This window comes from Lentzea kentuckyensis, assembly GCF_002150765.1.
In the GTDB taxonomy this organism is placed as follows: Bacteria; Actinomycetota; Actinomycetes; order Mycobacteriales; family Pseudonocardiaceae; genus Lentzea; species Lentzea kentuckyensis.
On sequence record NZ_MUYM01000009.1, the window covers coordinates 99,346 to 120,067 of the forward strand.

Sequence of the window (20,722 nt, forward strand, 5' to 3'; positions counted from 1 at the left end):
CACCGGGTCGCCTGTGCCCGCTGTCGCGCAAGTCCGTCCCTCCGGACCCGACAAAGCACTACCGCCGAGGTGACACGCATGGTGGTGTCCGTGGCGGTGTCGTCGCGAGCATCCTCGGCTGCGTAGCGCGGGTGGGTGGAGGCGGTCATGGCATCGCGGCTGACCAGAACGAATCCAGTGACGGTCAACGACATCCTCGAGGGTCACAAGGGGCTGGAGATCGACTGTCTGGACAGGGTCTATCTCAGCTTGTCGGTGCCGAACCTGATGGTGGGTGGCCAGGTGGTCAGCTTCCTGACTCAGCACGAGGGCAAACCGGTGCCGTCACCTGCGTTGCTGGACCGGCGCGGGCAGGCGTTCCGGCGGGCGGTGGCCTCGTATGCCGAGGCCAACCACATCCCGGTGATCCGGTTCGGCGGGCGCAAGGACAAGCACCGGCCCGGTGTCATGGCGGAGACCCCGTGGCCGGAACGCAAGATCGATCAGGTGATGCCGCTGCTGCGCCGGGCCGCCGCCACTGGGCGCTCGCAGGTCGTGGCGATCGGGGTGGCGCAGGAATACCAGTGGGTGTTCACCGGCACCAAGAAACAGACCGGCACCAGCGCGGTGTGGTTCTCCTGCAACAGGACCGAGCGGCGGGTGGTCTGCTACTACTTCTACCTCTGGGACAACGACTTCGGCCCGGCGCTCGTGAAGGTCTGCGCCTACTTCCCCTACCCCGGCAAGATCTGGGTCAACGGGCACGAGTGGGCCAAACGTCAGGCGATCCGCGCGGGAATCGGGTTCCGTGAGCTGTCCAACGGGTTCGCCGCCTGCGACGATCCGGCGACCCTGCAGGCGATCTGTGACCGGTTCGGGCCCGGCACGATCACCGTGTTCGCCGAACGCTGGTGGTCCCGGCTGCCACTGCCCTTCACCACCACCGACCGCGCGGCCGGCTACTGGTGGGACATCTCGATGCGCCAGATCGAGACCGCCAAGACCATCGTGTTCACCGCACCCCGGCACGCCCGCGCCTTCTTCGAGGCGCTCGCCGCGGACAATCTCGACATCGGCCGCCCCGACTGCATGGAGATCATCTTCAACCGGCAGATCCGCTCCACCACAGCTTGAAACCTGACTCACACGTTCAGAATCCGATCCCCAAGGATCTAGCGTTTGCACACCATCAGCAGTGCGAGCTTCCCGGGCAGCATGATCTCGTCCGCGGCCATGAACCCACCGGCCTCGAACGACTTGATGGCGCGTTTGTTGCGCACGTCGGGTTGCATCACGATCCGCGTGCAGTGCGGGTCGGCCTCGAACAGCGCGTCGGTGAGCCGGGGAAGCAGCGACCGCACCAGGCCGCGGTCGGTCATCGCCAGCTCGCCGACCGCCAGGGTCAGGCCCAGGTCGTGCGGTCGCACCCGGTAGCACTGGGCGACGGGGGAGCGGGCCGCGCGGTACAGCTCGGCGTAGATCACCGGGCGGCCGTGCCAGCTGATCAGCAACGGGCGGACGTCGTCGCCGCCCAGGTGGGTGCGCAGCTCCTCCTCCCAGCGCGGCAACGGCCATGCCTGCCGCCAGAACGCCGCCACGTGCGGTGCCTGGTTCCAGCGGTGGATGAGGTGCAGGTCGTAACCGTCCTGGCGGGCGACGCGCGCCTGCCACGGGTCCGTGAGCTCCGGGATCGGCGGGGCACCCGCCGTGGCGTGCCTGCGGTAGGAGTCCAGGTGCGATACCGGCTTCACTTGGCCTCCTGCGCCATTCAACTTAGGGTTGCCTTACTCGATAACCGCGGGGCCGCCGGTGTCAAGCCCTGTGTGACGGGTATTTCACAGGCGGTGACCACCCTGAGTCAATGAGCGGCCCGTTTCAATTGGCGCCGTACGGTCATGGCCATGCCGGAGATCCAGCGCGAACCCGTCCCGCGCGTCGACACGGGCGAGCTCGACGTCGCGCACGCGTTCCTCAAGTTCCAGCGCCACTGCGTGCTGAAGAAGGCCGAGGGGCTGACCGACGAACAGCTCCGCAGGCCGCTGGTCGCCAGCGGCACCTCGATCCTGGGGCTGGTCCAGCACCTCGCGGAGGCCGAGCGCGGCTGGTTCGACCACCACCTCGGCGGTGCCGACTGGGACGAGGAGGCCGAACTCGGCATGACCGTGCCCGCGGATCGGTCGGCCGAGGAGGTGATCGCGCAGTACCGCGCGGCGATCGAGGCGAGCGACCGGGCGATCGAGGCGGCCGGGGATCCCGGGGCGCTCTTCGCGATCCCGATCGACGGCGTGCGCAAGTCGTTGCGCTGGCTGCTCGCGCACATGACCACCGAAACGGCCCGGCACGCGGGTCACGCGGACATCATCCGGGAGCAGATCGACGGCGCGACCGGTCGTTGAAGATCAACTGCTGATGCCCCTCGGTCGGGTGTCGGACCCACCCGGTAATCTCACCCGCAATCACGCCAAAACGTCCGGTAACCAGGAGGATCCGTGTCGCCAGGGCAGATCGCAGCGCTGGTCGCCGCCGGTGCGTTCGTGCTGCTCGTGCTCGTGCTGGCGATCGTGGCCGTCAAGGCGGCCCGCTTCTTCGACGAGGCCACGATCGCGATGCGCAAGGCGCACGAGAACACGGACCCGTTGTTCACCGAGGCCAACACCACGCTCACGCACGTGAACACGCAGCTGGAGCGCGTCGACGGCATCACCGCGAACGCGCGCGCCGTCACCGGCAACGTCTCGGCGCTCACCAGCCTGTTCACCGCCACGCTCGGCGGGCCGCTGGTCAAGGCCGCCGCGCTGTCCTACGGCGTGAGTAAGGCCGTGAAGGCCCGGCGCAAGGCCGCCGAGCAGCCGAACAAGCACGCCAAGCGCCGCCCGAAGCGAGGTGCCAAGTGAGCCGCCTCTTCTGGTTCGGGCTGGGTGCCGCCGCCGGGCTCTTCGTCGCCAAGAAGGCCGCCGAGGTCACAAAGCAGGCGACTCCCGCCGGTATCGGCGCTAACGTGGGTGAAGGCCTGCGAGAGCTCGCCGGCGCGATCGGTTCCTTCGGTGCCGAGGTGCGCGCGGGCATGGCCGAACGGGAACAGGAGTTGCAGGAGACCGTGGAACGTCAGACGGGCTTCACGCCGGGGCGTCGAGCGCCCAGGGCGAACGGAAAGCACTAGCACCGTTCGCCTCGTCGTCGTGCCCTCTTCCGGGCGGCCCTGACAACTTCTGAAATAGCAAGGAAAACTCCCGTGCAGACCCACGAGATCATCAAGCGTTTCCGCGAGCACTTCGAGAACGCCGGGCACAAGTACATCCCCAGCGCCTCGCTGCTGCTCGACGACCCCAACCTGCTGTTCGTCAACGCCGGCATGGTGCCGTTCAAGCCGTACTTCCTCGGCGAGGCCCCGCCTCCCGCCCCGCGGATGACGAGCATCCAGAAGTGCGTGCGCACCCCGGACATCGACGAGGTCGGCAAGACCACCCGCCACCTCACGTTCTTCCAGATGGCCGGCAACTTCTCGCTCGGCGACTACTTCAAGGAAGACGCCATCCGGCTGGCCTGGGAGCTCGTCACCAAGTCCCAGGACGACGGCGGCTACGGCTTCGACCCCGAGCGCATCTGGGTGACGGTCTACCTCGACGACGACGAGGCCATCGAGATCTGGCAGAAGGTCGCCGGTCTGCCGCTGGAGCGCATCCAGCGCCGCGACATGGAGGACAACTTCTGGTCGATGGGCGTGCCCGGCCCGTGCGGCCCGTGCTCGGAGATCTACTACGACCGCGGCCCCGAGTACGGCAAGGAGGGCGGCCCGGTCGTCGACGAGGACAGGTATCTGGAGATCTGGAACCTCGTCTTCATGCAGAACGTCCGCGGCGAGGGTGGCGCCAAGAAGGGCTACCCGATCCTCGGTGAGCTGCCCGCCAAGAACATCGACACCGGCATGGGCGTCGAGCGCGTCGCCTACCTGCTGCAGGGCGTCGACAACGTCTACGAGACCGACCTGGTCCGCGCTGTCATCAGCAAGGCCGAGGAGCTGTCCGGCCGCAAGTACGGCGCCAACGAGGTCGACGACGTCCGCTTCCGCGTCATCGCCGACCACGCCCGCAGCGGTGTGCTGCTGGTCGGCGACGGCGTCACGCCCGGCAACGAGGCCCGCGGCTACGTGCTGCGCCGCCTGCTGCGCCGCATCGTCCGCTCCTCGCGCCTGCTGGGTGTGAACGAGCCGGTGCTGCAGCAGTTCGCCGAGGTCGTCCGCGACTCGATGGGCGAGGCCTACCCCGAGCTGGTCAGCGGGTTCGCCCGGATCCAGCAGGTGCTCAAGGCCGAGGAGGACACGTTCCTGCGCACCCTCGACGCCGGTTCGCGGATCTTCGAGAACGCCGCCAACGAGGTGAAGTCGGACGGCCGCGCCACGCTGCCCGGTGACAAGGCCTTCCAGCTGCACGACACGTACGGCTTCCCGATCGACCTCACGCTGGAGATGGCCTCCGAGGCCGGCCTCAGCGTGGACGAGGACGGGTTCCGCAAGCTGATGGCCGAGCAGCGCGCCCGCGCCAAGGCCGACGCCGCCGGCAAGAAGACCGGTCACGGCGACCAGTCGGTGTACCGCGAGCTGCTGGAGCAGGGCCCGACCGAGTTCACCGGCTACACCGAGCTCGCCTCCGAGGCCACGCTGCGCGGCATCGTGCTGAACGGCGCTCGGGTGAAGTCGGCTCGTGAGGGCGACATCGTCGAGGTCGTCCTCGACCGCACGCCGCTCTACGCCGAGTCCGGTGGCCAGGAGTCCGACGCCGGCACCATCGTGACCGGCAACGCCGAGCTCGAGGTGCTCGACGTGCAGAAGGTCGCCCGCAAGCTGTGGGTGCACCAGGTGCGCGTCGTGAACGGCGAGATCAGCGAGGGCGAGCACGTCGAGGCCCGCGTCGACCCGGAGTGGCGCGTCGGTGCCCGCCAGGGCCACTCGGGCACGCACGTCGTGCACGCCGCCCTGCGCCAGGTGCTCGGCCCGTCGGCCCTGCAGAGCGGTTCGTACAACAAGCCCGGCTACCTGCGACTCGACTTCGCCTGGACCGGTGGCCTGTCCGCCGAGGCCAAGAGTGAGATCGAAGAGGTCTCGAACCTCGCCGTGCGCAAGGACCTGCCGGTCAGCATCGTCTACACCGACATGGCCGGCGCCCAGGACATGGGTGCCGTCGCCCTGTTCGGCGAGACCTACGACGAGACCGTGCGCGTCATCGAGATCGGTGGCCCGTGGTCGCGCGAGCTGTGCGGTGGCACCCACGTCGAGCACTCGTCGCAGATCGGCCCGATCACCCTGCTGGGTGAGTCGTCGGTCGGTTCCGGCGTGCGCCGCCTGGAGGCCTACGTCGGTATCGAGGCCATGCGGTTCCTGGCCAGGGAACGCGCCATCGTGCAGAACCTCTCCGACATGCTCAAGGTCGGCTCCGAGGGCCTGCCCGAGCGGATCGAGTCGCTGGTCGAGCGGCTGAAGTCCGCCGAGAAGGAGCTGGAGAAGGTCCGCGCCGCCCAGCTGCTGGGCAACGCCGGGTCGCTCGCCGACAAGGCCCTGGACATCCGCGGCCTGTCGCTGGTGGCCCTGGGCCTGGAGGGCGTGTCGGGCAACGACCTGCGCACGCTCGGCGGCGAGGTCCGCAACCGCCTGGGCAACAAGCCCGGTGTGGTGGCCCTGTTCTCGGTCGACGGCGACAAGGTCAGCTTCGTGGTGGCCACCACGGCCGCCGCCCGCGACCTGGGGCTCGCCGCCGGCAAGCTGGTCCCGGTGTTCGGCCCGGCCATCGCCGCCCGCGGTGGCGGCAAGCCGGACCTGGCCCAGGGCGGTGGCACGAACCCGGCCGGTGTCTCCGACGCCATCACGGCTCTCACGAACGAACTGGACAAGGTGCTTGAGCAGCACTGACTCACCTGGCGTCGGCGATCCGGGCCTCGGTAGGAGGCTCGGCGTCGACGTCGGGTCGGTTCGGGTGGGAATTTCTCTCAGCGATCCGGGTGCTTTTCTGGCGACTCCGCTGGTTACCCTCCAGCGTGACGAGAAGCGCGGCTCGGACCTCACCGAGCTCGTACGTCTCGTGGCCGAACATGACGTCGTCGAGGTCGTGGTCGGTCTGCCCAAGACACTGGCTGGTCGGCACGGTCCGGCAGCGGACGCGGCGACCGCGTACGCTGCGGCCCTGGCCGACCGGATCGACCCCGTGCCGGTCCGGCTCAGCGACGAACGACTGACGACCGTCGTGGTGAGCCGGGTGCTGGCGCAGCGCGGTGTCAAGGGCAAGAAACAGCGTGCCGTGGTCGACCAGGCCGCCGCTGTCGAGATCCTGCAGTCTTGGCTGGACGCACGGGCACGCTCTGTGGCCGCCCGAAAGGACGAGGTGTGAGCGACGATCTCGGGTTGTTCACCGACCCCGAAGTGGACGAACGACGTCCGCCCAGACGCGACCGCGACCGCGAGCGCGACAGGGCCCGCGTCAAGGCCAAGAAGCGCAAGAAGACGATCCTGTGGCTGGTCGTCGCGCTGGTCCTCGCCGTGGGCATGGGTGGCGCCTACTACGGCTACCGCGAGCTGCGCGGCCTCGGCTCCTACGACGACTTCGCGGGCAGCGGCGAGACCGACACCATCGTCGAGGTCCAGGACGGCGACGTGGTCAGCAAGATCGCGTCGACCCTGTACGAGAACGGCGTCGTCGCCTCCGCGCGCTCCTTCATCGAGGCCAGCAAGACCGACGCCCGCGTGACGTCGATCCAGCCGGGCTTCTACCTGATGAAGACGAAGATGTCGGGCCAGCTCGCCGTCACCCGCATGGTCGACCCGAAGACGAGGGTCCCGGCCGTGCAGATCGTCGGCGGCCTGAAGCTCACCGACATCCAGGCCAACGGCAAGACCGTGCCTGGCGTCTACTCCCAGCTCGCCGCCGCGAGCTGCACGGAGAAGGACGGCCAGAAGAAGTGCCTGTCCGTCGAGGAGATCCAGGCCGCGGCCGAGCAGACCGACCCGGTCGCCCTGGGCGTCCCGGACTGGGCGCTGGCCGACGTGAAGCGCGCCGACCCCGTCCACCGCCTCGAAGGCCTGATCATGCGCGGCGTCTACCAGGTCAAGCCGGGTGTCTCCGCGGTGGAGCTGATCCGCAGCGTCATCGTCGCCTCGGCCCAGAAACTGCAGGGTGCCGGCATCCCCGGCGGCACCGTGAACACCGGCTTCCGCCCCTACGAGGTGCTGATCATGGCCTCGTTGATCGAGAAGGAAGCCATCGAGAAGGACTTCACCAAGGTCTCCCAGGTGATCTACAACCGCCTGAAGGAGCCCATGCCGCTGCAGTTCGACTCGACCATCAACTACCAGAACAACCAGCCGCACATCCGCACGTCCGACAAGGACCGCGACACCCCCGGCCCGTACAACAGCTACCTGAACCAGGGCCTGCCGCCGACCCCGATCGGTTCGCCGTCACAGCAGGCGATCGCGGCGACGATGAAGCCGGAGGGTGGCAACATCATGTACTTCGTGAAGTGCCAGAAGGACGGCACCACGTGCTTCTCGACGACGAACGACGAGCACGAGGCACTGGTCGCGAAGGCTCAGAAGGACGGCGTCTACTAGTGCTTCGCGCGGCTGTGATCGGTTCGCCGATCGAGCACTCCCTTTCCCCCGTGCTGCACAACGCCGCGTACGCCGCGCTGGGCCTCGACCTGGAGTACACGCGACTGGAGTGCACAGAGGACCGAGTGGCCGCCCTTGTCTCGTCGCTGGGACCGGAATGGGTCGGGCTTTCGTGCACGATGCCGACGAAGCGCGCGGCCCTGGCCGTCGCCGCGTCGGTCACCGAGCGCGCAGCGGCCGTCGGTGCCGCGAACACGTTGGTGCGCACCGATTCCGGGTGGCACGCCGACTGCACCGATGTGGACGGTGTCGTGGGGGCGTTGCGGGAGAAGGGTTTCTCCGGCGGCTCCCGCGGCGTCGTGATCGGCGCGGGCGGCACGGCCACGGCGGTGCTGGCCGGGTTCGCCGCGCTGGGCGTTACCTCGGCTTCCCTTGTGGTGCGGGATCCTTCGCGTGCCTCCGAGGCACTGGCCACCGCCGCTCGTGTCGGTGTCGAGGTCGAGGTGCTGTCACTGTCCTCTGTGGACCTCGGTGCGCTGGCCGCCGCCTCGGACGTGTTGGTGTCCACCGTCCCGGCCGAGGCGACGGTGCCGCTGGCCGAGGCGTTGGCGCGGGCGCCGTACGTGCTGGACGTGATCTACGACCCGTGGCCCACGCCGGTGGCCTCGGCGGTGGAGGCGTCCGGGTCACGGTTGGCGACCGGGCTGGACATGTTGCTGCATCAGGCTTTCGGGCAGGTGGAGCAGTTCACCAAGCTGGCCGCGCCGCAGGAAGTGATGCGCTCGGCGCTGGCCGCCGCACTGGCCGCGCGCGCGTAAGGGCGGCGAACCGGTTCCGGTGCCGATCTTCGGCGCGGCCTCCCTCCTGTTCATGGTGGAGGGCTACGAGGACGACGATGACTTCCCTCGGATCGCCGGGCCCGAACAGGTTTGGGGACCACGTCTCGACCGACGTGCACGATGTGAGTGTGAGTCGGCACAGCACGGACAGGCTGGTTTACGTCTCCGTCGAGTGCGAGTGCTCCTGGGAACAGGAAAACGGGTTGCAGGTCGTGTTTCGCGGCAGCGCGGGTATGGCCGGGCCGTCCGCTAGGGGCAGTCGTAGCCCGTGCTCGGCAGCCCTTCCACCTTCGTCTTGCCGGCGAGCGCCGTGCAGTACACCTGATACACACCCCACTTGCCGAGCGACGACAGCGGCACGTCCTCCGGCAGCAGGATCAGCCGCTCCACCACGTGGACCGACGAGGACGAGGTCGGCACGTCGGTCCGCAGCCCGAGCTTCTTCTCCTCGTCGGTGAGCCCGCGCAGCAGCAGGTTCATGGACGTGGTCGTGTCGACGTTGCCGGTGTACGGCCGCGTGCGCCGCACGAGTCCGTTGCCCTCGGCGGTCACGAAGTAGACGGTCAGCTCGTACGAGGAGACCGTCGGGGCCTCGGCACCGGTCAGCACCGGGGTGGGCCGCACGCCGCAGGACGCGAGCGTCACCAGGGCAAGCGCAAGGTGAAGACCGCGCCGCCCGAGGGCGCGTTGGCCGCTTCGATGGTGCCGCCGTGCAGGCGGGCGTTCTCCCATGCGATCGCCAATCCCAGACCGCTGCCCTCGGAACGGGAGCGGGCCGTGTCTGCCTTGTAGAACCGGTCGAAGATGTGCGGGAGGGCATCGGGTGGGATGCCGGGGCCGTGGTCGGCCACCTCGATGACACCAGGCCTCACGGTGACCTGGACGGGGGCGCCGCCGTGCTTCAGGGCGTTGCCGACGAGGTTGGCCACGATGACGTCGAGGCGGCGGCGGTCCACCCGGCCCATCACGCCGTCGGGGAGCGTCGCCCGCACCGACGACGTCCAGCCGCGCGCGGCCAGGGAGTCGCGGACGGCGGTGCTGATGTCCCACTCGTCGAGTTCGAGGAGGTTGCCGCCCTCGTCGAAGCGCGAGATCTCCATCAGGTCGTTGACCAGGCGGGTCAGCTTGCGCGTCTCGGTCGACACCAGCCGGGCCGCCACGGCCGTGTCCGGAGGCAGCGTGTCGGCGTCCTCGTCCAGGACGGCGGTCACCGCGCTCATGGCGGTCAGGGGCGTGCGGAGTTCGTGCGACACGTCGGCGACGAACCGGCGGGAGGCGGCCTGCGTGGCCTCCAGTTGCTCCGCCGCGCGGTTGAACGTGCGGGCCAGGTCGGACAACTCGTCGGAGCCCCGTTCGTCGACCCGCGTGTCCAGGCGTCCCGAACCGAGCGCGCGGGCCGCGGCTCCCAGCCGTCGCACGGGCCGAAGGACGCCGCGCGCGGTGAAGAGGGCCAGCCCGAGCGCGAGCGGGATGACCAGGCTGACGCCGACCCACGCGGCGGTCGAGAAGCTGCTGATGGCGGCCTGCGGGCCGTCCAGGGACTGCACCGACCACACCTCGACGCCGGTGGCGGAACCGTCGGCGCGCAGCAGTGGGATGCCGATGACCAGGTACGGATAGGTTTGGTCGGTGCGGCGCTGCCAGAGGACCGTCCTGCTCGACTTCAGCGACTCGCGCATTTCCGCGGGCCTGATCGACAGATCGGGGCCGGTGCGGGAACGAAGCTCCCCGTAGGTCACCGTCGCGGCGCCGCGCAGGAACGAGGAGAAGTCGTCGAGGTCCTTCTGCGACGGCGGCACGGTCAGCCGGAACGCGTAGTCGCGGACGTCCTGGACCAGCGGGTTCATGAACCCGTTCTGCGCGTCCTCCAGGATCAGGTTCCTGGCCGTGGCGAAGGAGGCACCCGCCGCCGCCACCGCGCCCAGCAGGGTCAGCAGCAGGAAAGCCGCCATCAGCCGGGGCCTCAGGCCCCGGAAGAGCGACTTCATCGGGGGCCGAAGCGGTAACCGAAGCCGCGCACGGTGTGGACGTAGCCGGGTTCGGAGGGCACGTCCTCGATCTTGGCGCGCAGCCGCTGCACGCACGCGTCGACCAGGCGCGAGTCGCCGAGGTAGTCGTGCTCCCAGACGGCTTCGAGAATCTGCTGGCGGGTCAGCACGCGGCCGGGCGTGCGGGACAGCTCCAGCAGCAGCTTCAGTTCGGTCGGCGTCAGCGCGACCTTCACGTCGTTCTTGAGCACCTGCAGGCCGGCGCGGTCGATCATCAGCGAGCCGTGCCGTTCCACGCTGGACGGTTCGGAGACGGTCCGCCGCAGCACCGCGCGGATCCTGGCCTCCAGGACACGCGGCTCGACGGGCTTCACCACGTAGTCGTCCGCGCCCGCCTCCAGGCCGGCGACCACGTCGAAGTCGTCGCCGCGCGCGGTGAGCATGATGATCGGCACCTCGGCCTGGACGCGCATCCGGCGGCACGTCTCGAAACCGTCGATGCCGGGCAGCATGATGTCCAGGACGACGATGTCGGGACGCGACTCACGGAGCTTCTCGACGCCTTCCTCGCCTGTTCCGGCCGCCCGGACGTCGTGTCCCTGGCGGCGCAGCGCCAGACCGAGTCCTTCACGCACAGAGGGGTCGTCCTCGACCAGCAAGACCATCGCCACGAGATCCATTATCGGCCGGTGACGGCGCCTGTGCCGGTTCTGTAGCGGAACCATGACATCGCGTGGACGCTCCCGTTGATCGGCTCGCGGAGTCTCGATCGCATGGCCGGAAGCTTGCTGGGATTCCTCTTCACGTACTTCGCGCTGGTGTGGACGTCGTTCGGGCAGAAGGCGGAGAACGCTGCGTTGCCCGAGCTGTCACTGCAACGCTCGTGGGCGTCCAACGTGGACATGGCGATCGTCGTCGCCGCGGTCCTCGTGATCCTTATTGCACGCAAGAAGGCGTTTCCGCCGTTGCTGCTGCTCGGCGGTTCGGTGTTGTTCGCACAGGTGCTGAAGCTCTACGTACTGGTGCGACCCGAGTTGGACGAAGACGCCGTGTTGGTGCACAACAGCTTTCCGAGCGGACACACGACGGCCGCGGTGGCGTCGGTGATCGCGGTGACCATGGCGGTGCCGAAGCGGTTCGCCCTCCTGGTCGCGGTGCCCGGTGCGATCGGGGCTGGCGCGGTGGCGGCGGAGACGGTGTCGCTCGGCTGGCACCGGTTCAGCGACACGCTCGGCGCGGCGCTGCTGGTCTCGACGCTCGCGTTCCTGGTGTTGCGCAAGTGGACCGCGGGTTTGATCGTGCCGCCCGCGCTCGCGGTGGGCGGGGTCTGGCTGATGGTGACGTACCCGCAGGCCACGCCGTCGACGTTGGCCGGCGTCGTGACCGCGGGTGTCGTCCTGCACTTCGGGTGGGCCGTGAGTGGTCTCGGTCGTCGGGGCGACCAGGACCGCTCACGGCCGGATCACGACTCAGTCGTCGTGGTCGGTGGCGATCAGTTCGGCGATGGCGTCGAGAGCAGCATCCGCTCCGTCCCCATCGGCGCTGAGCACCACCTCGTCACCGTGCATGGCACCCAGGGTCATCAGACCCAGAACACTCGCCGCTTCAACGGCTTCGCCGTCGTCCTTGCGGATGGTGACCGTCACCGGCTGGTCGGCGGCGGCCTTCGCCAGCAGTGCGGCCGGTCGGGCGTGCAGTCCGACCTTGCTGGCCACGGTGACCCGTCGCTCGGCCATGATGGTTCCTCCCGGTAGAACTGGTATTGCCTACTTGTCGGTCTTCGGCGCGCGGACGTCGGTGCGGGTGGTGCCCGCCTCGTCGCGCCCGCTGCCGACGATGCTCTCATCCGCCTCCGGCGACTCGTCGTCCTCGCGGCCCGGCGTCTTCAGGTTCCACTTGGTGATCACGAACCGGAACAGGAAGTAGTAGATCGCCGCGTAGATCAGGCCGAGGACGATCAGCAGCCACGGCTTGGTGGCGATGTTCCAGTTCAGGATGAAGTCGATCGCACCGGCCGAGAACGAGAAGCCGTCGTGCGCGCCGAGGGCGTTCGAGATCGCCAGCGACGTACCGGTCAGCAGCGCGTGGATCAGGTACAGCGGCCACGCGACGAACATGAACGCGAACTCGAGCGGCTCCGTCACACCGGTGATGAACGCGGTGAGCGCGGCCGAACCCATGATGCCGCCGATGATCTTGCGCTGGCTGGGGTTCGCGGTGTGCACGATCGCGAGAGCGGCCGCCGGGAGGGCGAACATCAGGATCGGGAAGAAGCCGGTCTGGAACGTACCGGCCGACGGGTCGCCCGCCAGGAATCGCGGGATGTCACCGGTCTTGCCGTTGAACTCGCCGAACTGGAACCACACGACGTTGTTGACGATGTGGTGCAGGCCGAGCGGGATCAGCAGGCGGTTGACCGTGCCGTAGATGAACGCGCCGATGATCGTGCTGCCGGTGACCCACTCACCGATGGCGGTGAGGCCCGCGTTGAACAGCGGGTACAGGAAGCCGAGCAGGACGCCGAAGATCACCATCACGCCGGCGACGATGATCGGGACGAACCGGCGGCCGCCGAAGAAGGCCAGGTACGGGGGCAGCTTGATGCGGTGGAACCGCTGCCACAGCAGTGCCGTGGTGATACCGACGACGATACCGCCGAGCACCCCGTAGTTGATCAGTACGGGCTTCGCGGCTGGGTCCGTCGGCTGGTCGAGGACGAACGGCGACATCGCCTTGAAGACGCTCGTCAGCACGACGTAACCGACGACACCGGCGAGCGCGGTGGAGCCGTCACCGCGCCGGGCGAACCCGACGGCGATGCCGACCGCGAACAGCAGGGCGAGGTTGCTGAACAGCGCGTCGCCCGCCGCACCGATCACCGAGGCGACAGCGTTCCAGCCCAGGCCGTCCTTGCCCAGGATGTCGGGCTGACCGAAGCGGAGCAGCAGGCCTGCCGCGGGCAGCACGGCGATCGGCAGCATCAGGCTGCGACCGAAGCGTTGCAACGTGGCGAGGCCCTTGATCTCACGACCACCGGTTGCGGCGTCCGTGCTCATCGGGTTCCTCCCTTGGCGGAGTTCGGTCCGGAACCCGGGACGGTCCGGTCCAGTTGCATGGTCACCTGGTAGAGATCGCCCCGGTACCAGGAAGTAACGTCTTCACAAGGCCGCCCCTGCGCGCTGGCGACCCTTCGGAACACGAGCAGCGGACTGCCCTTGCGGACGTCGAGCGCCTTCGCCGTGTCGGCGTCGGCGGTCTCGGCCCACACGGTCTGCCGGGCTTCGTCGAGCTGCACCCCGTACTTCGCCGCGAACAGCTCGTAGAGCGACCCGGAGAGGTCGCACCGGTCGAGCTCCGGCAGCAGGTGCGGGCTGTACCAGCCGGCCTCCAGGGCGAGTGGCGCCCCGTCGGCCCTGCGCAGCCGCACCACCCGGTACGCGTACTCGTCCGGATCGAGGCCCAGCGAGGCCTTCGAGCCGGGAGCCGCCTGGCCCGAGCTGATCACCTCGGTGCTGGGCTCGAGCCCGCGAGCCTTCATGTCCGAGGTGAACGAGGCCAGCAGGTGCTGCAGGTCGTAGCGCCGCCGTGCGGTGAACGTCCCACGCCCCTTCGCCCTGGTGAGCAGGCCTTCGGCGACCAGTTGGCCGACTGCCGCCCGCACCGTGATGCGGGAGACCCCGTACCGCTCGGCGAGGTCGCGTTCGGACGGGATGGGTGAGCCCGGCGCGAGGTCCTGCTCGGCGAGCCGGCGCAGGATCTCGCGGAGCTGCGCGTGCTTGGGCTTGGGCCCCTCCACGATCTCGTGCATTCGCTCACCTCCTCGCAGTGGTACTTTCCGGTCTAGACCAGTTGGTGCGGGAGAATGCTCCGCGCACCGAGCGGGTGTCAACCGCTGTTACGGGAACGAGAGGTACGAACGTGGCTGACGAGAAGGCGCAGAAGATCATCGAGGCGCTGGGCGGCGCGTCGAACATCGTCGAGATCGAACCGTGCATCACCCGCCTGCGGTGCGAGCTGGAGGACGGTTCCGTTGTCGACGAGAAGGCCCTGAAAGCGTTGGGAGCGCACGGAGTCATGCGTTCCGGCAACGTTGTCCAGGTAGTCGTCGGCCCCGAGGCGGACACGATCGCGTCCGACATCGAGGACCTCCTGTGAGCCTCCGCGTCGGCAGCCCCGTCACCGGCCGGGTGGTCGCGCTCTCCGCCGTGCCGGACCCGGTCTTCTCGCAGGCGATGGTCGGCCCCGGCGTCGCGGTCGAGCCGGTCCGCGCCAAGGCCGACGTGGTCTCCCCGGTCGACGGCAAGGTCGTCACCCTGCACCCGCACGCGTTCGTGGTGGCCACTTCGGATGGCGCCGCCGTGCTGGTCCACCTCGGCATCGACACCGTGAAGCGCAAGGGCGAGGGCTTCGAGCTGCACGTCGTGAAGGGCGAGGAGGTGCGGGCCGGCCAGCGGATCGTCACCTGGGACCCGGCCGAGGTCGAGGCGGCCGGTTTCGCGCCGATCTGCCCGGTGATCGCGCTGGACGCGTCCGCCGAAGTGCTCGGCGACCTGGCGGTCGACGTGGACGTGACGGCGACCGGCGCCCTCTTCGACTGGTCTCGCTGACCCGTTCCGGACGGTACGCGGGGTCCTCGCGTGCGGTCAGAGTGAACGAAAGCTCCCCGCGTGCACCTCAGGGCGCGGTTCGGGCGTTTTCCCAGCCCGGCGTGAGGCACGGTGGGGCCGTGCGTGAACGGACCGTTCACGACGGCCCGGAATTTGGGTCTGAGCTGTGCCGAGCAGGACCGTGGTGCCATGACCACGGTCCTGCTCGCGTCTGTGCTGGGTTCGTTGTGGACGGTCGCCGCCGTCCTCGACGCACCACCCTCGTCGTACGTGCTGGCGTCGTTCGGCATCGTGCTCGCGGCGACGGACCTGCGGCACCACCGGTTGCCGGACGCGCTGACCCTCCCGATGGGGGCCGTGCTGCTGCTCCTGCAGTTCCACAGGCTGGGAGCCGCGGTGCTCGGGGCGGTGATCTTCGGTGGCGCTCATCTCGCCGTCCGGCGCCTCAGACCGGCGCTGATGGGCGGCGGCGACGTGAAGCTCGCGGCGGGGCTCGGCACCACGCTCGCGCTGCCGGCGCTCCTACCTGCGGCGATCCTGTCCAGCGCGGTCACGCTCGCCCTCGCCGCGCTGAGACGCAGCAGGAGAGTGCCGCACGGGCCCGGGTTGCTGGCCGCCACCTGGGCGTTGACAACGCTGTGAAAGGATTGTGAACGTGCTGCGCTGGATCACCGCTGGAGAGTCACACGGCCCCGCCCTCGTCGCCGTCCTGGAGGGCATGCCCGCCGGGGTCGAGGTGACCACCGAGGACCTCGTCACCCAGCTCGGGCGACGCAGGCTCGGATTTGGCCGAAGCCCGCGGATGGGCTTCGAGCAGGACGAGGTCGAGATCCTCGGCGGCGTGCGCCACGGCAGGACCCAGGGCGGTCCGGTCGCGGTCACGATCGGCAACTCCGAGTGGCCCAAGTGGCAGACGGTCATGTCGCCGGACCCGGTCGACCCGAGCCTGCTCAAGCCGACCGGCCGCAACGAGGCCCTGACGCGGCCCCGGCCCGGTCACGCGGACCTGCCGGGCATGCAGAAGTTCGGTTTCGACGAGGCGCGGCCCGTGCTCGAACGCGCGTCCGCGAGGGAGACGGCCGCCCGCACCGCGCTCGGCACGGTCGCCCGGCAGTTCCTGCAGCAGTTGCTGGGCGTGCGGATCCTCAGCCACGTGGTGTCCATCGGCAAGGCGCAGACGCCGGAGGATGCCGCGCTGCCCACGCCGGACGACCTGCCCGCGATCGACGAGTCGCCGGTGCGCTGCTTCGACCAGCGCGGCACCGACGCGATGATCGCCGAGGTCGAGGCCGTCAAGGAGGCCGGTGACACGGTCGGCGGCGTGATCGAGGTGCTCGCCTACGGATTGCCGCCGGGCCTCGGCTCGCACGTGCACTGGGACCGCCGCCTCGACGCGCGCCTGGCCGCCGCGCTGATGGGTGTGCAGGCGATGAAGGGCGTGGAGATCGGCGACGGCTTCACCTCCGCCCAGCGCTGGGGTTCGCAGGCGCACGACGAGATCGACCGCGGCAGCGGCCCGGTCGGCGTCACCCGCCGCTCGAACCGCGCCGGCGGTCTCGAGGGCGGCATCACCAACGGCGAGATCCTCCGCGCCCGCGTGGCCATGAAGCCCATCTCGACCGTCCCGCGCGCACTGTCCACTGTGGACGTGCGCACCGGCGAGCCCGCCGTCGCGATCCACCAGCGTTCGGACGTGTGCGCGGTGCCGCGGGCCGGTGTGGTGCTGGAGTCCGTCGTGGCACTGGTGCTGGCCGAGGCCGCGCTGGAGAAGTTCGGCGGCGACTCGCTGGACGAGACCCGGCGCAACGCCCACGCGTACCTGAAGGCCCTGGAAGCCCGCTGGGAGGGCATGTGAGCCCGCGCTTCGTGGTGGTCGGCCCGCCCGGCGCGGGCAAGACCACCGTCAGCGAGCTGCTGGCGAAGCAGCTGAACCTCGCCTTCCGCGACGTCGACGCGGACATCGTCGAGAGCGCGGGCAAGCCGATCTCGGACATCTTCACCGACGACGGCGAGCCGGTTTTCCGAGCCCTGGAAGAAGAAGCCGTCGCCAAGGCGCTCGAAGAACACGACGGCGTGCTGGCGCTGGGCGGGGGAGCGATCCTCTCGCGGAAGACCCGCGACCTGTTGAAGAGCCACACGGTCGTGTTCCTGAACGTGGGCATGGCCGAGGGCGTGCGCCGCACCGGACTCTCGTCCGCGCGGCCGCTGCTGTCCGCCGTGAACCCGCGCGCGACGTTCAAGGCGCTGCTGGACGCGCGCCTGCCGCTGTACCGCGAGGTCGCGACGATCGAGGTGCTGACCGACACCCTCGATCCGGAGCAGGTGACCGCAGTGGTGATCGAGGGAGCTGAGCAATGACCGAGCCCGTCCGCATCCGGGTCGCCGCCGAGAAGCCCTACGACGTGGTGATCGGCCGCGGCCTGCTCGGCGACATCGTCGAGTTCCTGCGCGGCACCGCCAAGATCGCGATCGTGCACCAGCCGACGCTCGCCGCGACCGCCGAGGTGCTGGTCGACGAGCTGAAGGCCGTCGGAGCCGACGCCCACCGCGTCGAGATCCCCGACGCCGAGGACGGCAAGGACCTCGCCGTCGCGGGCTTCTGCTGGGACGTGCTCGGCAAGATCGGCCTGTCGCGCGCGGACGTCGTCGTCGGCCTGGGCGGCGGCGCGGTGACCGACCTCGCGGGCTTCGTCGCGTCCACCTGGATGCGCGGCGTGCGCCTGGTGAACATCCCGACGACGCTGCTCGGCATGGTCGACGCGGCGGTCGGCGGCAAGACCGGCATCAACACCGACGCGGGCAAGAACCTCGTCGGCACGTTCTACGAGCCGGACGCCATCTTCGTCGACCTGGCAACGCTGGAAACGCTGCCGCGCAACGAACTCGTCGCCGGCATGGCCGAGATCGTCAAGGGCGGCTTCATCGCCGACCCGGTCATCCTCGACCTGATCGAGGCCGACCCCGCGCTGGCCCTGGACCCCACCGGTGACGTGCTCGCCGAACTGGTCCGCCGCAAGATCCAGATCAAGGCCGACGTGGTGACGAACGACCTGCGCGAGTCGTCCCTGCGCGAGATCCTGAACTACGGCCACACCCTCGGCCACGCCATCGAACGCCGCGAGCGCTACCGCTGGCGGCACGGCGCCGCGGTCAGCGTGGGCCTGGTCTTCGCCGCCGAACTGGCCCGCCTCGCCGGCCGCCTCGACGACGACACCGCCGATCGCCACCGCCGGGTGCTGGAACTGCTCGGCCTGCCGACCTCCTACGACCCGGACGCCCTCCCGCAGCTCATGGAGGGCATGAAGGTCGACAAGAAGAACAAGGCGGGCGTGCTCCGCTTCGTCGTCCTCGACGGCCTGGCCAAGCCCGGCCGCCTGGAGGGCCCGGACCCGGCCCTGATCGCCGCCGCCTACTCGGCCGTCGCCGCCGAGCCCACCACCGGCTCCGGGAAGGTGTTGCTGTGAAGGTCCTCGTCCTGAACGGCCCGAACCTGGACCGCCTCGGCACCCGCGAGCCGCTCATCTACGGCAGCACCACCCACGCCGACCTCGTCGACCTGTGCGTCGCTGAGGGCAAGGAGCTCGGCTTCGAGGTCGAGGTCCGCCAGACCGCCTACGAGGGCGAGATGGTCGCGTGGCTGCACGAGGCCGCCGACGCCTCGATCCCCGTCGTGCTCAACGGCGCCGCCTGGACCCACTACTCGATCGCGGTGCGCGACGCGTGCTCGCAGCTCACCGCGCCGCTGGTCGAGGTGCACATCTCGAACATCCACCAGCGCGAGGAGTTCCGGCACCACAGCGTCATCTCGGCGATCGCGAGCGGCGTGATCGTGGGGCTCGGCGTCGAGGGCTACCTGCTGGCGCTGCGCTGGCTGTCGCTCAAGAAGTAGCGCGCGCTCGCCTGAGCCCGCTGACCAGCAGAACGGCCGCGATCGTGGTGAGCCCGAGCGCGGCTGTTCTCATGTCAGACGAGTTGAGCTTGAACGTTGTCGTGGCTGCGGACCGCTTACGGCCCGCCATCAGCAACACATCGCCGTGCACGTTGTGCACCTGCACGACCGAGGCGCTGTCACCGACCTCGCCCGAGAGATTGTTGCGCACGCGGAAATCGTCGGCCATTGCCGTCCTTTGCTGGGTTGCCGTGGGGATGTCGAAGAGATTAGTGGCCAAATTCGTCCCAGCCAGTCCCAGTTGATCGTCAATCTCGGGCCAGTTGGTTGACATTCGGTATCCGCGAGTTTGAACCACGGCACACTACCGGGGAGGGGGTGCGGCGAATTGCTGCATCACGTGGAATTGTGGGTGCCGGACCTGTCCCGCGCCGAAGCCACGTTCGGCTGGCTCCTCCCAGCCCTCGGCTGGACCGAGTTCCAGCGCTGGACCGCCGGCGTCAGCTGGAAGCTCGGCGGCACCTACGTCGTGGTCGAGCAGTCCCCGGCGTTGACAGGTCCACACGATCGGATGAAAGCCGGCCTGAATCACCTCGCCCTGCACGCCGGTACCCGCGAGGACGTCGACCGTCTCACCGAACAGGCTCAGCACAACGGCTGGCGGCTGATGTTCGCCGACAGGCACCCGTACGCGGGCGGCCCCGACCACTACGCCGCGTTCCTGGAGAACGAGGACGGCTTCGAGGTCGAGTTGGTCGCGACCGCCGGCTGACCTCTCATCTGCGAGGATGCCGCGCGTGCCGAGACTGTTCATCGCCGCCGTCGCGCTGTTCCTGGCCGGGTGCGCGGCCGCCCCGCCACCAGCTGCCCCGACCTCGACCTCGGCGGCACCGGACGGCGCCGCGCCGTCCAACGCGGAGCTGCAGGCCAAGTGGTGGACGTGGGCGCTGTCGAGTCCGGAGGCGCGCAACCCGGTGGCCGACCCCACCGGTCAGTTCTGCGCCGAGGACCAGCCGAAGGACGTGTGGTTCCTCGCCGGGACGTTCGGTGGCAAGGCGCAACGGACGTGTGAGGTGCCCGCCGGTCGCCCGCTGGCCGCGCCCGCCGTGAACCTGTACAGCGCGAACACGTCCGACTGCAAGTCGTTCATGGCGGCGGCGAAGGGGTCGATGACGCTCGACGGGCAGGTCGTCGAGCTGCGGCGGGTCGATCCCGTCGAGATCTCCTTCCAGGCCGCGAAGGACAACGCGATCGGGGAGAGCGCCGGGCGCAAGGTCGCCCAGGCGTGCGGGCTGTGGGCGTGGCTGCCGCCGTTGCTGCCCGGCGAGCACGAGCTGAAGATCGAGGGGGAGTCGGGCTCCTTCTCGACCTCGGTCGTCTACCAGCTCAAGGTGAGCGGCGACTAACCGCGCGCCGAGTCCTTCTGCGCGAGGAAACCACCGAGCAGCATGCCGAGCCCCGCCGGCGCCAGCACGAGCAACGCGGTGAAGGCCGCCCCGCCCGTCAGCGCCACCCACAGCGCCTCCTGCCCGGTCTGGTCGACCAGCAGCGCCGACCCGATCACGCCGAGCGCCCCGGCGAACGGCCCGGCGATCAGCGCCGCGATGAACCACTGCATGCCGCGCGAGGGCATCTCGCGCAGTGTGTCGACCGCGCCCCAGATCACCGCGGCGGCGATCAGCAGCCCGATGGCGATCGGGCCGACGGACGAGGCTTCTGGGCTGCGGACGGCGACCGCGGCCACACCCGTCTGCACGGCTCCGTGCAGGAGCCCCATCCACAACGCACGGACGAACCAAGGACTCATGCGGACAGCTTAGGAC

The 20,722-nt window shown here is 69.4% G+C and carries 26 protein-coding genes and 2 pseudogenes; 19 read left to right on the forward strand and 9 right to left on the reverse strand.

The window, feature by feature from the left end; genetic code table 11:
• Window positions 1-147 precede the first annotated feature (147 nt).
• Window positions 148-1,113: a hypothetical protein gene (locus tag B0F77_RS06040; protein WP_143466590.1), complete on the forward strand. Its 966-nt coding sequence runs from the start codon at window positions 148-150 to the stop codon at window positions 1,111-1,113.
• Between the two features lie 38 nt (window positions 1,114-1,151).
• On the opposite strand, the gene B0F77_RS06045 is transcribed toward B0F77_RS06040, so the two are convergent.
• The gene (locus B0F77_RS06045; RefSeq protein WP_158102615.1) at window positions 1,152-1,730 is read right to left on the reverse strand and encodes a GNAT family N-acetyltransferase; all 579 of its coding nucleotides are present in this window, start codon (window positions 1,728-1,730) and stop codon (window positions 1,152-1,154) included.
• A gap of 150 nt (window positions 1,731-1,880) precedes the next feature.
• Here B0F77_RS06045 and B0F77_RS06050 point away from each other — a divergent pair, with 150 nt between their 5' ends.
• The 8 genes and pseudogenes from B0F77_RS06050 to B0F77_RS50825 all read left to right on the forward strand — a co-directional run.
• Window positions 1,881-2,375: a DinB family protein gene (locus B0F77_RS06050; RefSeq protein WP_086661834.1), complete on the forward strand. Its 495-nt coding sequence runs from the start codon at window positions 1,881-1,883 to the stop codon at window positions 2,373-2,375.
• Window positions 2,376-2,468: 93 nt separating this feature from the next.
• Window positions 2,469-2,873, forward strand: coding sequence for a DUF948 domain-containing protein (locus B0F77_RS06055; RefSeq protein ID WP_086661769.1), 405 nt, complete (start codon window positions 2,469-2,471; stop codon window positions 2,871-2,873).
• Window positions 2,870-3,139, forward strand: coding sequence for a hypothetical protein (locus B0F77_RS06060; protein ID WP_030471638.1), 270 nt, complete (start codon window positions 2,870-2,872; stop codon window positions 3,137-3,139). The genes B0F77_RS06055 and B0F77_RS06060 overlap by 4 nt, the downstream gene beginning before the upstream one ends.
• A gap of 72 nt (window positions 3,140-3,211) precedes the next feature.
• Window positions 3,212-5,881 (forward strand): alanine--tRNA ligase, encoded by a 2,670-nt coding sequence (alaS, locus tag B0F77_RS06065; RefSeq protein WP_086661770.1) that lies wholly within the window; start codon window positions 3,212-3,214, stop codon window positions 5,879-5,881.
• Complete coding sequence (gene ruvX / locus B0F77_RS06070) at window positions 5,868-6,356, forward strand: Holliday junction resolvase RuvX (protein ID WP_086661771.1); 489 nt, start codon at window positions 5,868-5,870, stop codon at window positions 6,354-6,356. The genes alaS and ruvX overlap by 14 nt, the downstream gene beginning before the upstream one ends.
• Window positions 6,353-7,576: an endolytic transglycosylase MltG gene (mltG, locus tag B0F77_RS06075; protein ID WP_086661772.1), complete on the forward strand. Its 1,224-nt coding sequence runs from the start codon at window positions 6,353-6,355 to the stop codon at window positions 7,574-7,576. Before ruvX ends, mltG begins: the two co-directional genes overlap by 4 nt.
• The gene (locus B0F77_RS06080; protein ID WP_245847855.1) at window positions 7,576-8,394 is read left to right on the forward strand and encodes a shikimate dehydrogenase; all 819 of its coding nucleotides are present in this window, start codon (window positions 7,576-7,578) and stop codon (window positions 8,392-8,394) included. The genes mltG and B0F77_RS06080 overlap by 1 nt, the downstream gene beginning before the upstream one ends.
• A 77-nt stretch (window positions 8,395-8,471) precedes the next feature.
• Window positions 8,472-8,630, forward strand: a pseudogene (locus tag B0F77_RS50825) (DUF6985 domain-containing protein); the annotation flags it as partial.
• Window positions 8,631-8,664: 34 nt separating this feature from the next.
• Here the strand turns inward: B0F77_RS50825 and B0F77_RS06085 are convergent.
• Genes B0F77_RS06085 through B0F77_RS06095 form a run of 3 tightly spaced genes read right to left on the reverse strand, consistent with a single transcriptional unit; the run spans window position 8,665 to window position 11,074 of the window.
• Complete coding sequence (locus tag B0F77_RS06085; protein ID WP_086661773.1) at window positions 8,665-9,060, reverse strand: hypothetical protein; 396 nt, start codon at window positions 9,058-9,060, stop codon at window positions 8,665-8,667.
• Complete coding sequence (locus B0F77_RS06090; protein ID WP_245847856.1) at window positions 9,057-10,367, reverse strand: sensor histidine kinase; 1,311 nt, start codon at window positions 10,365-10,367, stop codon at window positions 9,057-9,059. Before B0F77_RS06090 ends, B0F77_RS06085 begins: the two co-directional genes overlap by 4 nt.
• Window positions 10,368-10,399: 32 nt before the next feature.
• Complete coding sequence (locus B0F77_RS06095) at window positions 10,400-11,074, reverse strand: response regulator transcription factor (protein ID WP_086661836.1); 675 nt, start codon at window positions 11,072-11,074, stop codon at window positions 10,400-10,402.
• A gap of 231 nt (window positions 11,075-11,305) precedes the next feature.
• Between B0F77_RS06095 and B0F77_RS49650 the strand changes: the two are divergent.
• Window positions 11,306-11,668: pseudogene (locus tag B0F77_RS49650) on the forward strand (phosphatase PAP2 family protein); the annotation flags it as partial.
• A 204-nt stretch (window positions 11,669-11,872) separates the two neighbouring features.
• On the opposite strand, the gene B0F77_RS47735 reads toward B0F77_RS49650, so the two are convergent.
• Genes B0F77_RS47735 through B0F77_RS06110 form a run of 3 tightly spaced genes read right to left on the reverse strand, consistent with a single transcriptional unit; the run spans window position 11,873 to window position 14,211 of the window.
• On the reverse strand, window positions 11,873-12,139 hold the full coding sequence (locus B0F77_RS47735) for an HPr family phosphocarrier protein (RefSeq protein WP_158102618.1): 267 nt from the start codon (window positions 12,137-12,139) through the stop codon (window positions 11,873-11,875).
• A gap of 30 nt (window positions 12,140-12,169) precedes the next feature.
• The gene (locus tag B0F77_RS06105) at window positions 12,170-13,459 is read right to left on the reverse strand and encodes a PTS transporter subunit EIIC (RefSeq protein WP_086661776.1); all 1,290 of its coding nucleotides are present in this window, start codon (window positions 13,457-13,459) and stop codon (window positions 12,170-12,172) included.
• On the reverse strand, window positions 13,456-14,211 hold the full coding sequence (locus tag B0F77_RS06110) for a GntR family transcriptional regulator (RefSeq protein WP_086661777.1): 756 nt from the start codon (window positions 14,209-14,211) through the stop codon (window positions 13,456-13,458). Before B0F77_RS06110 ends, B0F77_RS06105 begins: the two co-directional genes overlap by 4 nt.
• Before the next feature lie 110 nt (window positions 14,212-14,321).
• On the opposite strand from B0F77_RS06110, the gene B0F77_RS06115 reads away from it, so the two are divergent.
• The 7 genes from B0F77_RS06115 to aroQ all read left to right on the forward strand — a co-directional run bounded on the left by B0F77_RS06115 (window position 14,322) and on the right by aroQ (window position 18,899).
• Entirely contained in the window at window positions 14,322-14,558 is a 237-nt protein-coding gene (locus B0F77_RS06115; protein WP_086661778.1) for a PTS sugar transporter subunit IIB, read from the forward strand.
• Entirely contained in the window at window positions 14,555-15,010 is a 456-nt protein-coding gene (locus B0F77_RS06120) for a PTS sugar transporter subunit IIA (RefSeq protein WP_086661779.1), read from the forward strand. Before B0F77_RS06115 ends, B0F77_RS06120 begins: the two co-directional genes overlap by 4 nt.
• 189 nt (window positions 15,011-15,199) lie before the next feature.
• Window positions 15,200-15,652, forward strand: coding sequence for a prepilin peptidase (locus B0F77_RS06125; RefSeq protein WP_086661780.1), 453 nt, complete (start codon window positions 15,200-15,202; stop codon window positions 15,650-15,652).
• A 13-nt stretch (window positions 15,653-15,665) separates the two neighbouring features.
• Complete coding sequence (gene aroC, locus B0F77_RS06130) at window positions 15,666-16,865, forward strand: chorismate synthase (RefSeq protein ID WP_086661837.1); 1,200 nt, start codon at window positions 15,666-15,668, stop codon at window positions 16,863-16,865.
• The gene (locus B0F77_RS06135) at window positions 16,862-17,368 is read left to right on the forward strand and encodes a shikimate kinase (RefSeq protein WP_086661781.1); all 507 of its coding nucleotides are present in this window, start codon (window positions 16,862-16,864) and stop codon (window positions 17,366-17,368) included. Before aroC ends, B0F77_RS06135 begins: the two co-directional genes overlap by 4 nt.
• Window positions 17,365-18,474 carry a 3-dehydroquinate synthase gene (gene aroB, locus B0F77_RS06140; RefSeq protein WP_086661782.1) on the forward strand — a complete coding sequence of 370 codons (1,110 nt, stop codon included), beginning with the start codon at window positions 17,365-17,367 and terminating at the stop codon, window positions 18,472-18,474. Before B0F77_RS06135 ends, aroB begins: the two co-directional genes overlap by 4 nt.
• A complete protein-coding gene (gene aroQ / locus B0F77_RS06145) occupies window positions 18,471-18,899 on the forward strand; it encodes a type II 3-dehydroquinate dehydratase (RefSeq protein WP_086661783.1) in 429 nt (142 codons plus the stop codon). Before aroB ends, aroQ begins: the two co-directional genes overlap by 4 nt.
• On the opposite strand, the gene B0F77_RS06150 is transcribed toward aroQ, so the two are convergent.
• On the reverse strand, window positions 18,889-19,233 hold the full coding sequence (locus tag B0F77_RS06150; protein ID WP_143466591.1) for a hypothetical protein: 345 nt from the start codon (window positions 19,231-19,233) through the stop codon (window positions 18,889-18,891). The two genes, aroQ and B0F77_RS06150, sit on opposite strands and share 11 nt — an antisense overlap.
• A 54-nt stretch (window positions 19,234-19,287) precedes the next feature.
• Between B0F77_RS06150 and B0F77_RS06155 the strand changes: the two genes are divergently transcribed.
• Together B0F77_RS06155 and B0F77_RS06160 are read left to right on the forward strand one after the other, a co-directional pair.
• Complete coding sequence (locus tag B0F77_RS06155) at window positions 19,288-19,671, forward strand: VOC family protein (protein WP_086661785.1); 384 nt, start codon at window positions 19,288-19,290, stop codon at window positions 19,669-19,671.
• Between the two features lie 25 nt (window positions 19,672-19,696).
• Window positions 19,697-20,305 carry a hypothetical protein gene (locus B0F77_RS06160; RefSeq protein WP_211293681.1) on the forward strand — a complete coding sequence of 203 codons (609 nt, stop codon included), beginning with the start codon at window positions 19,697-19,699 and terminating at the stop codon, window positions 20,303-20,305.
• On the opposite strand, the gene B0F77_RS06165 is transcribed toward B0F77_RS06160, so the two are convergent.
• Complete coding sequence (locus B0F77_RS06165) at window positions 20,302-20,706, reverse strand: B-4DMT family transporter (protein ID WP_143466592.1); 405 nt, start codon at window positions 20,704-20,706, stop codon at window positions 20,302-20,304. The two genes, B0F77_RS06160 and B0F77_RS06165, sit on opposite strands and share 4 nt — an antisense overlap.
• Window positions 20,707-20,722: the final 16 nt, after the last annotated feature.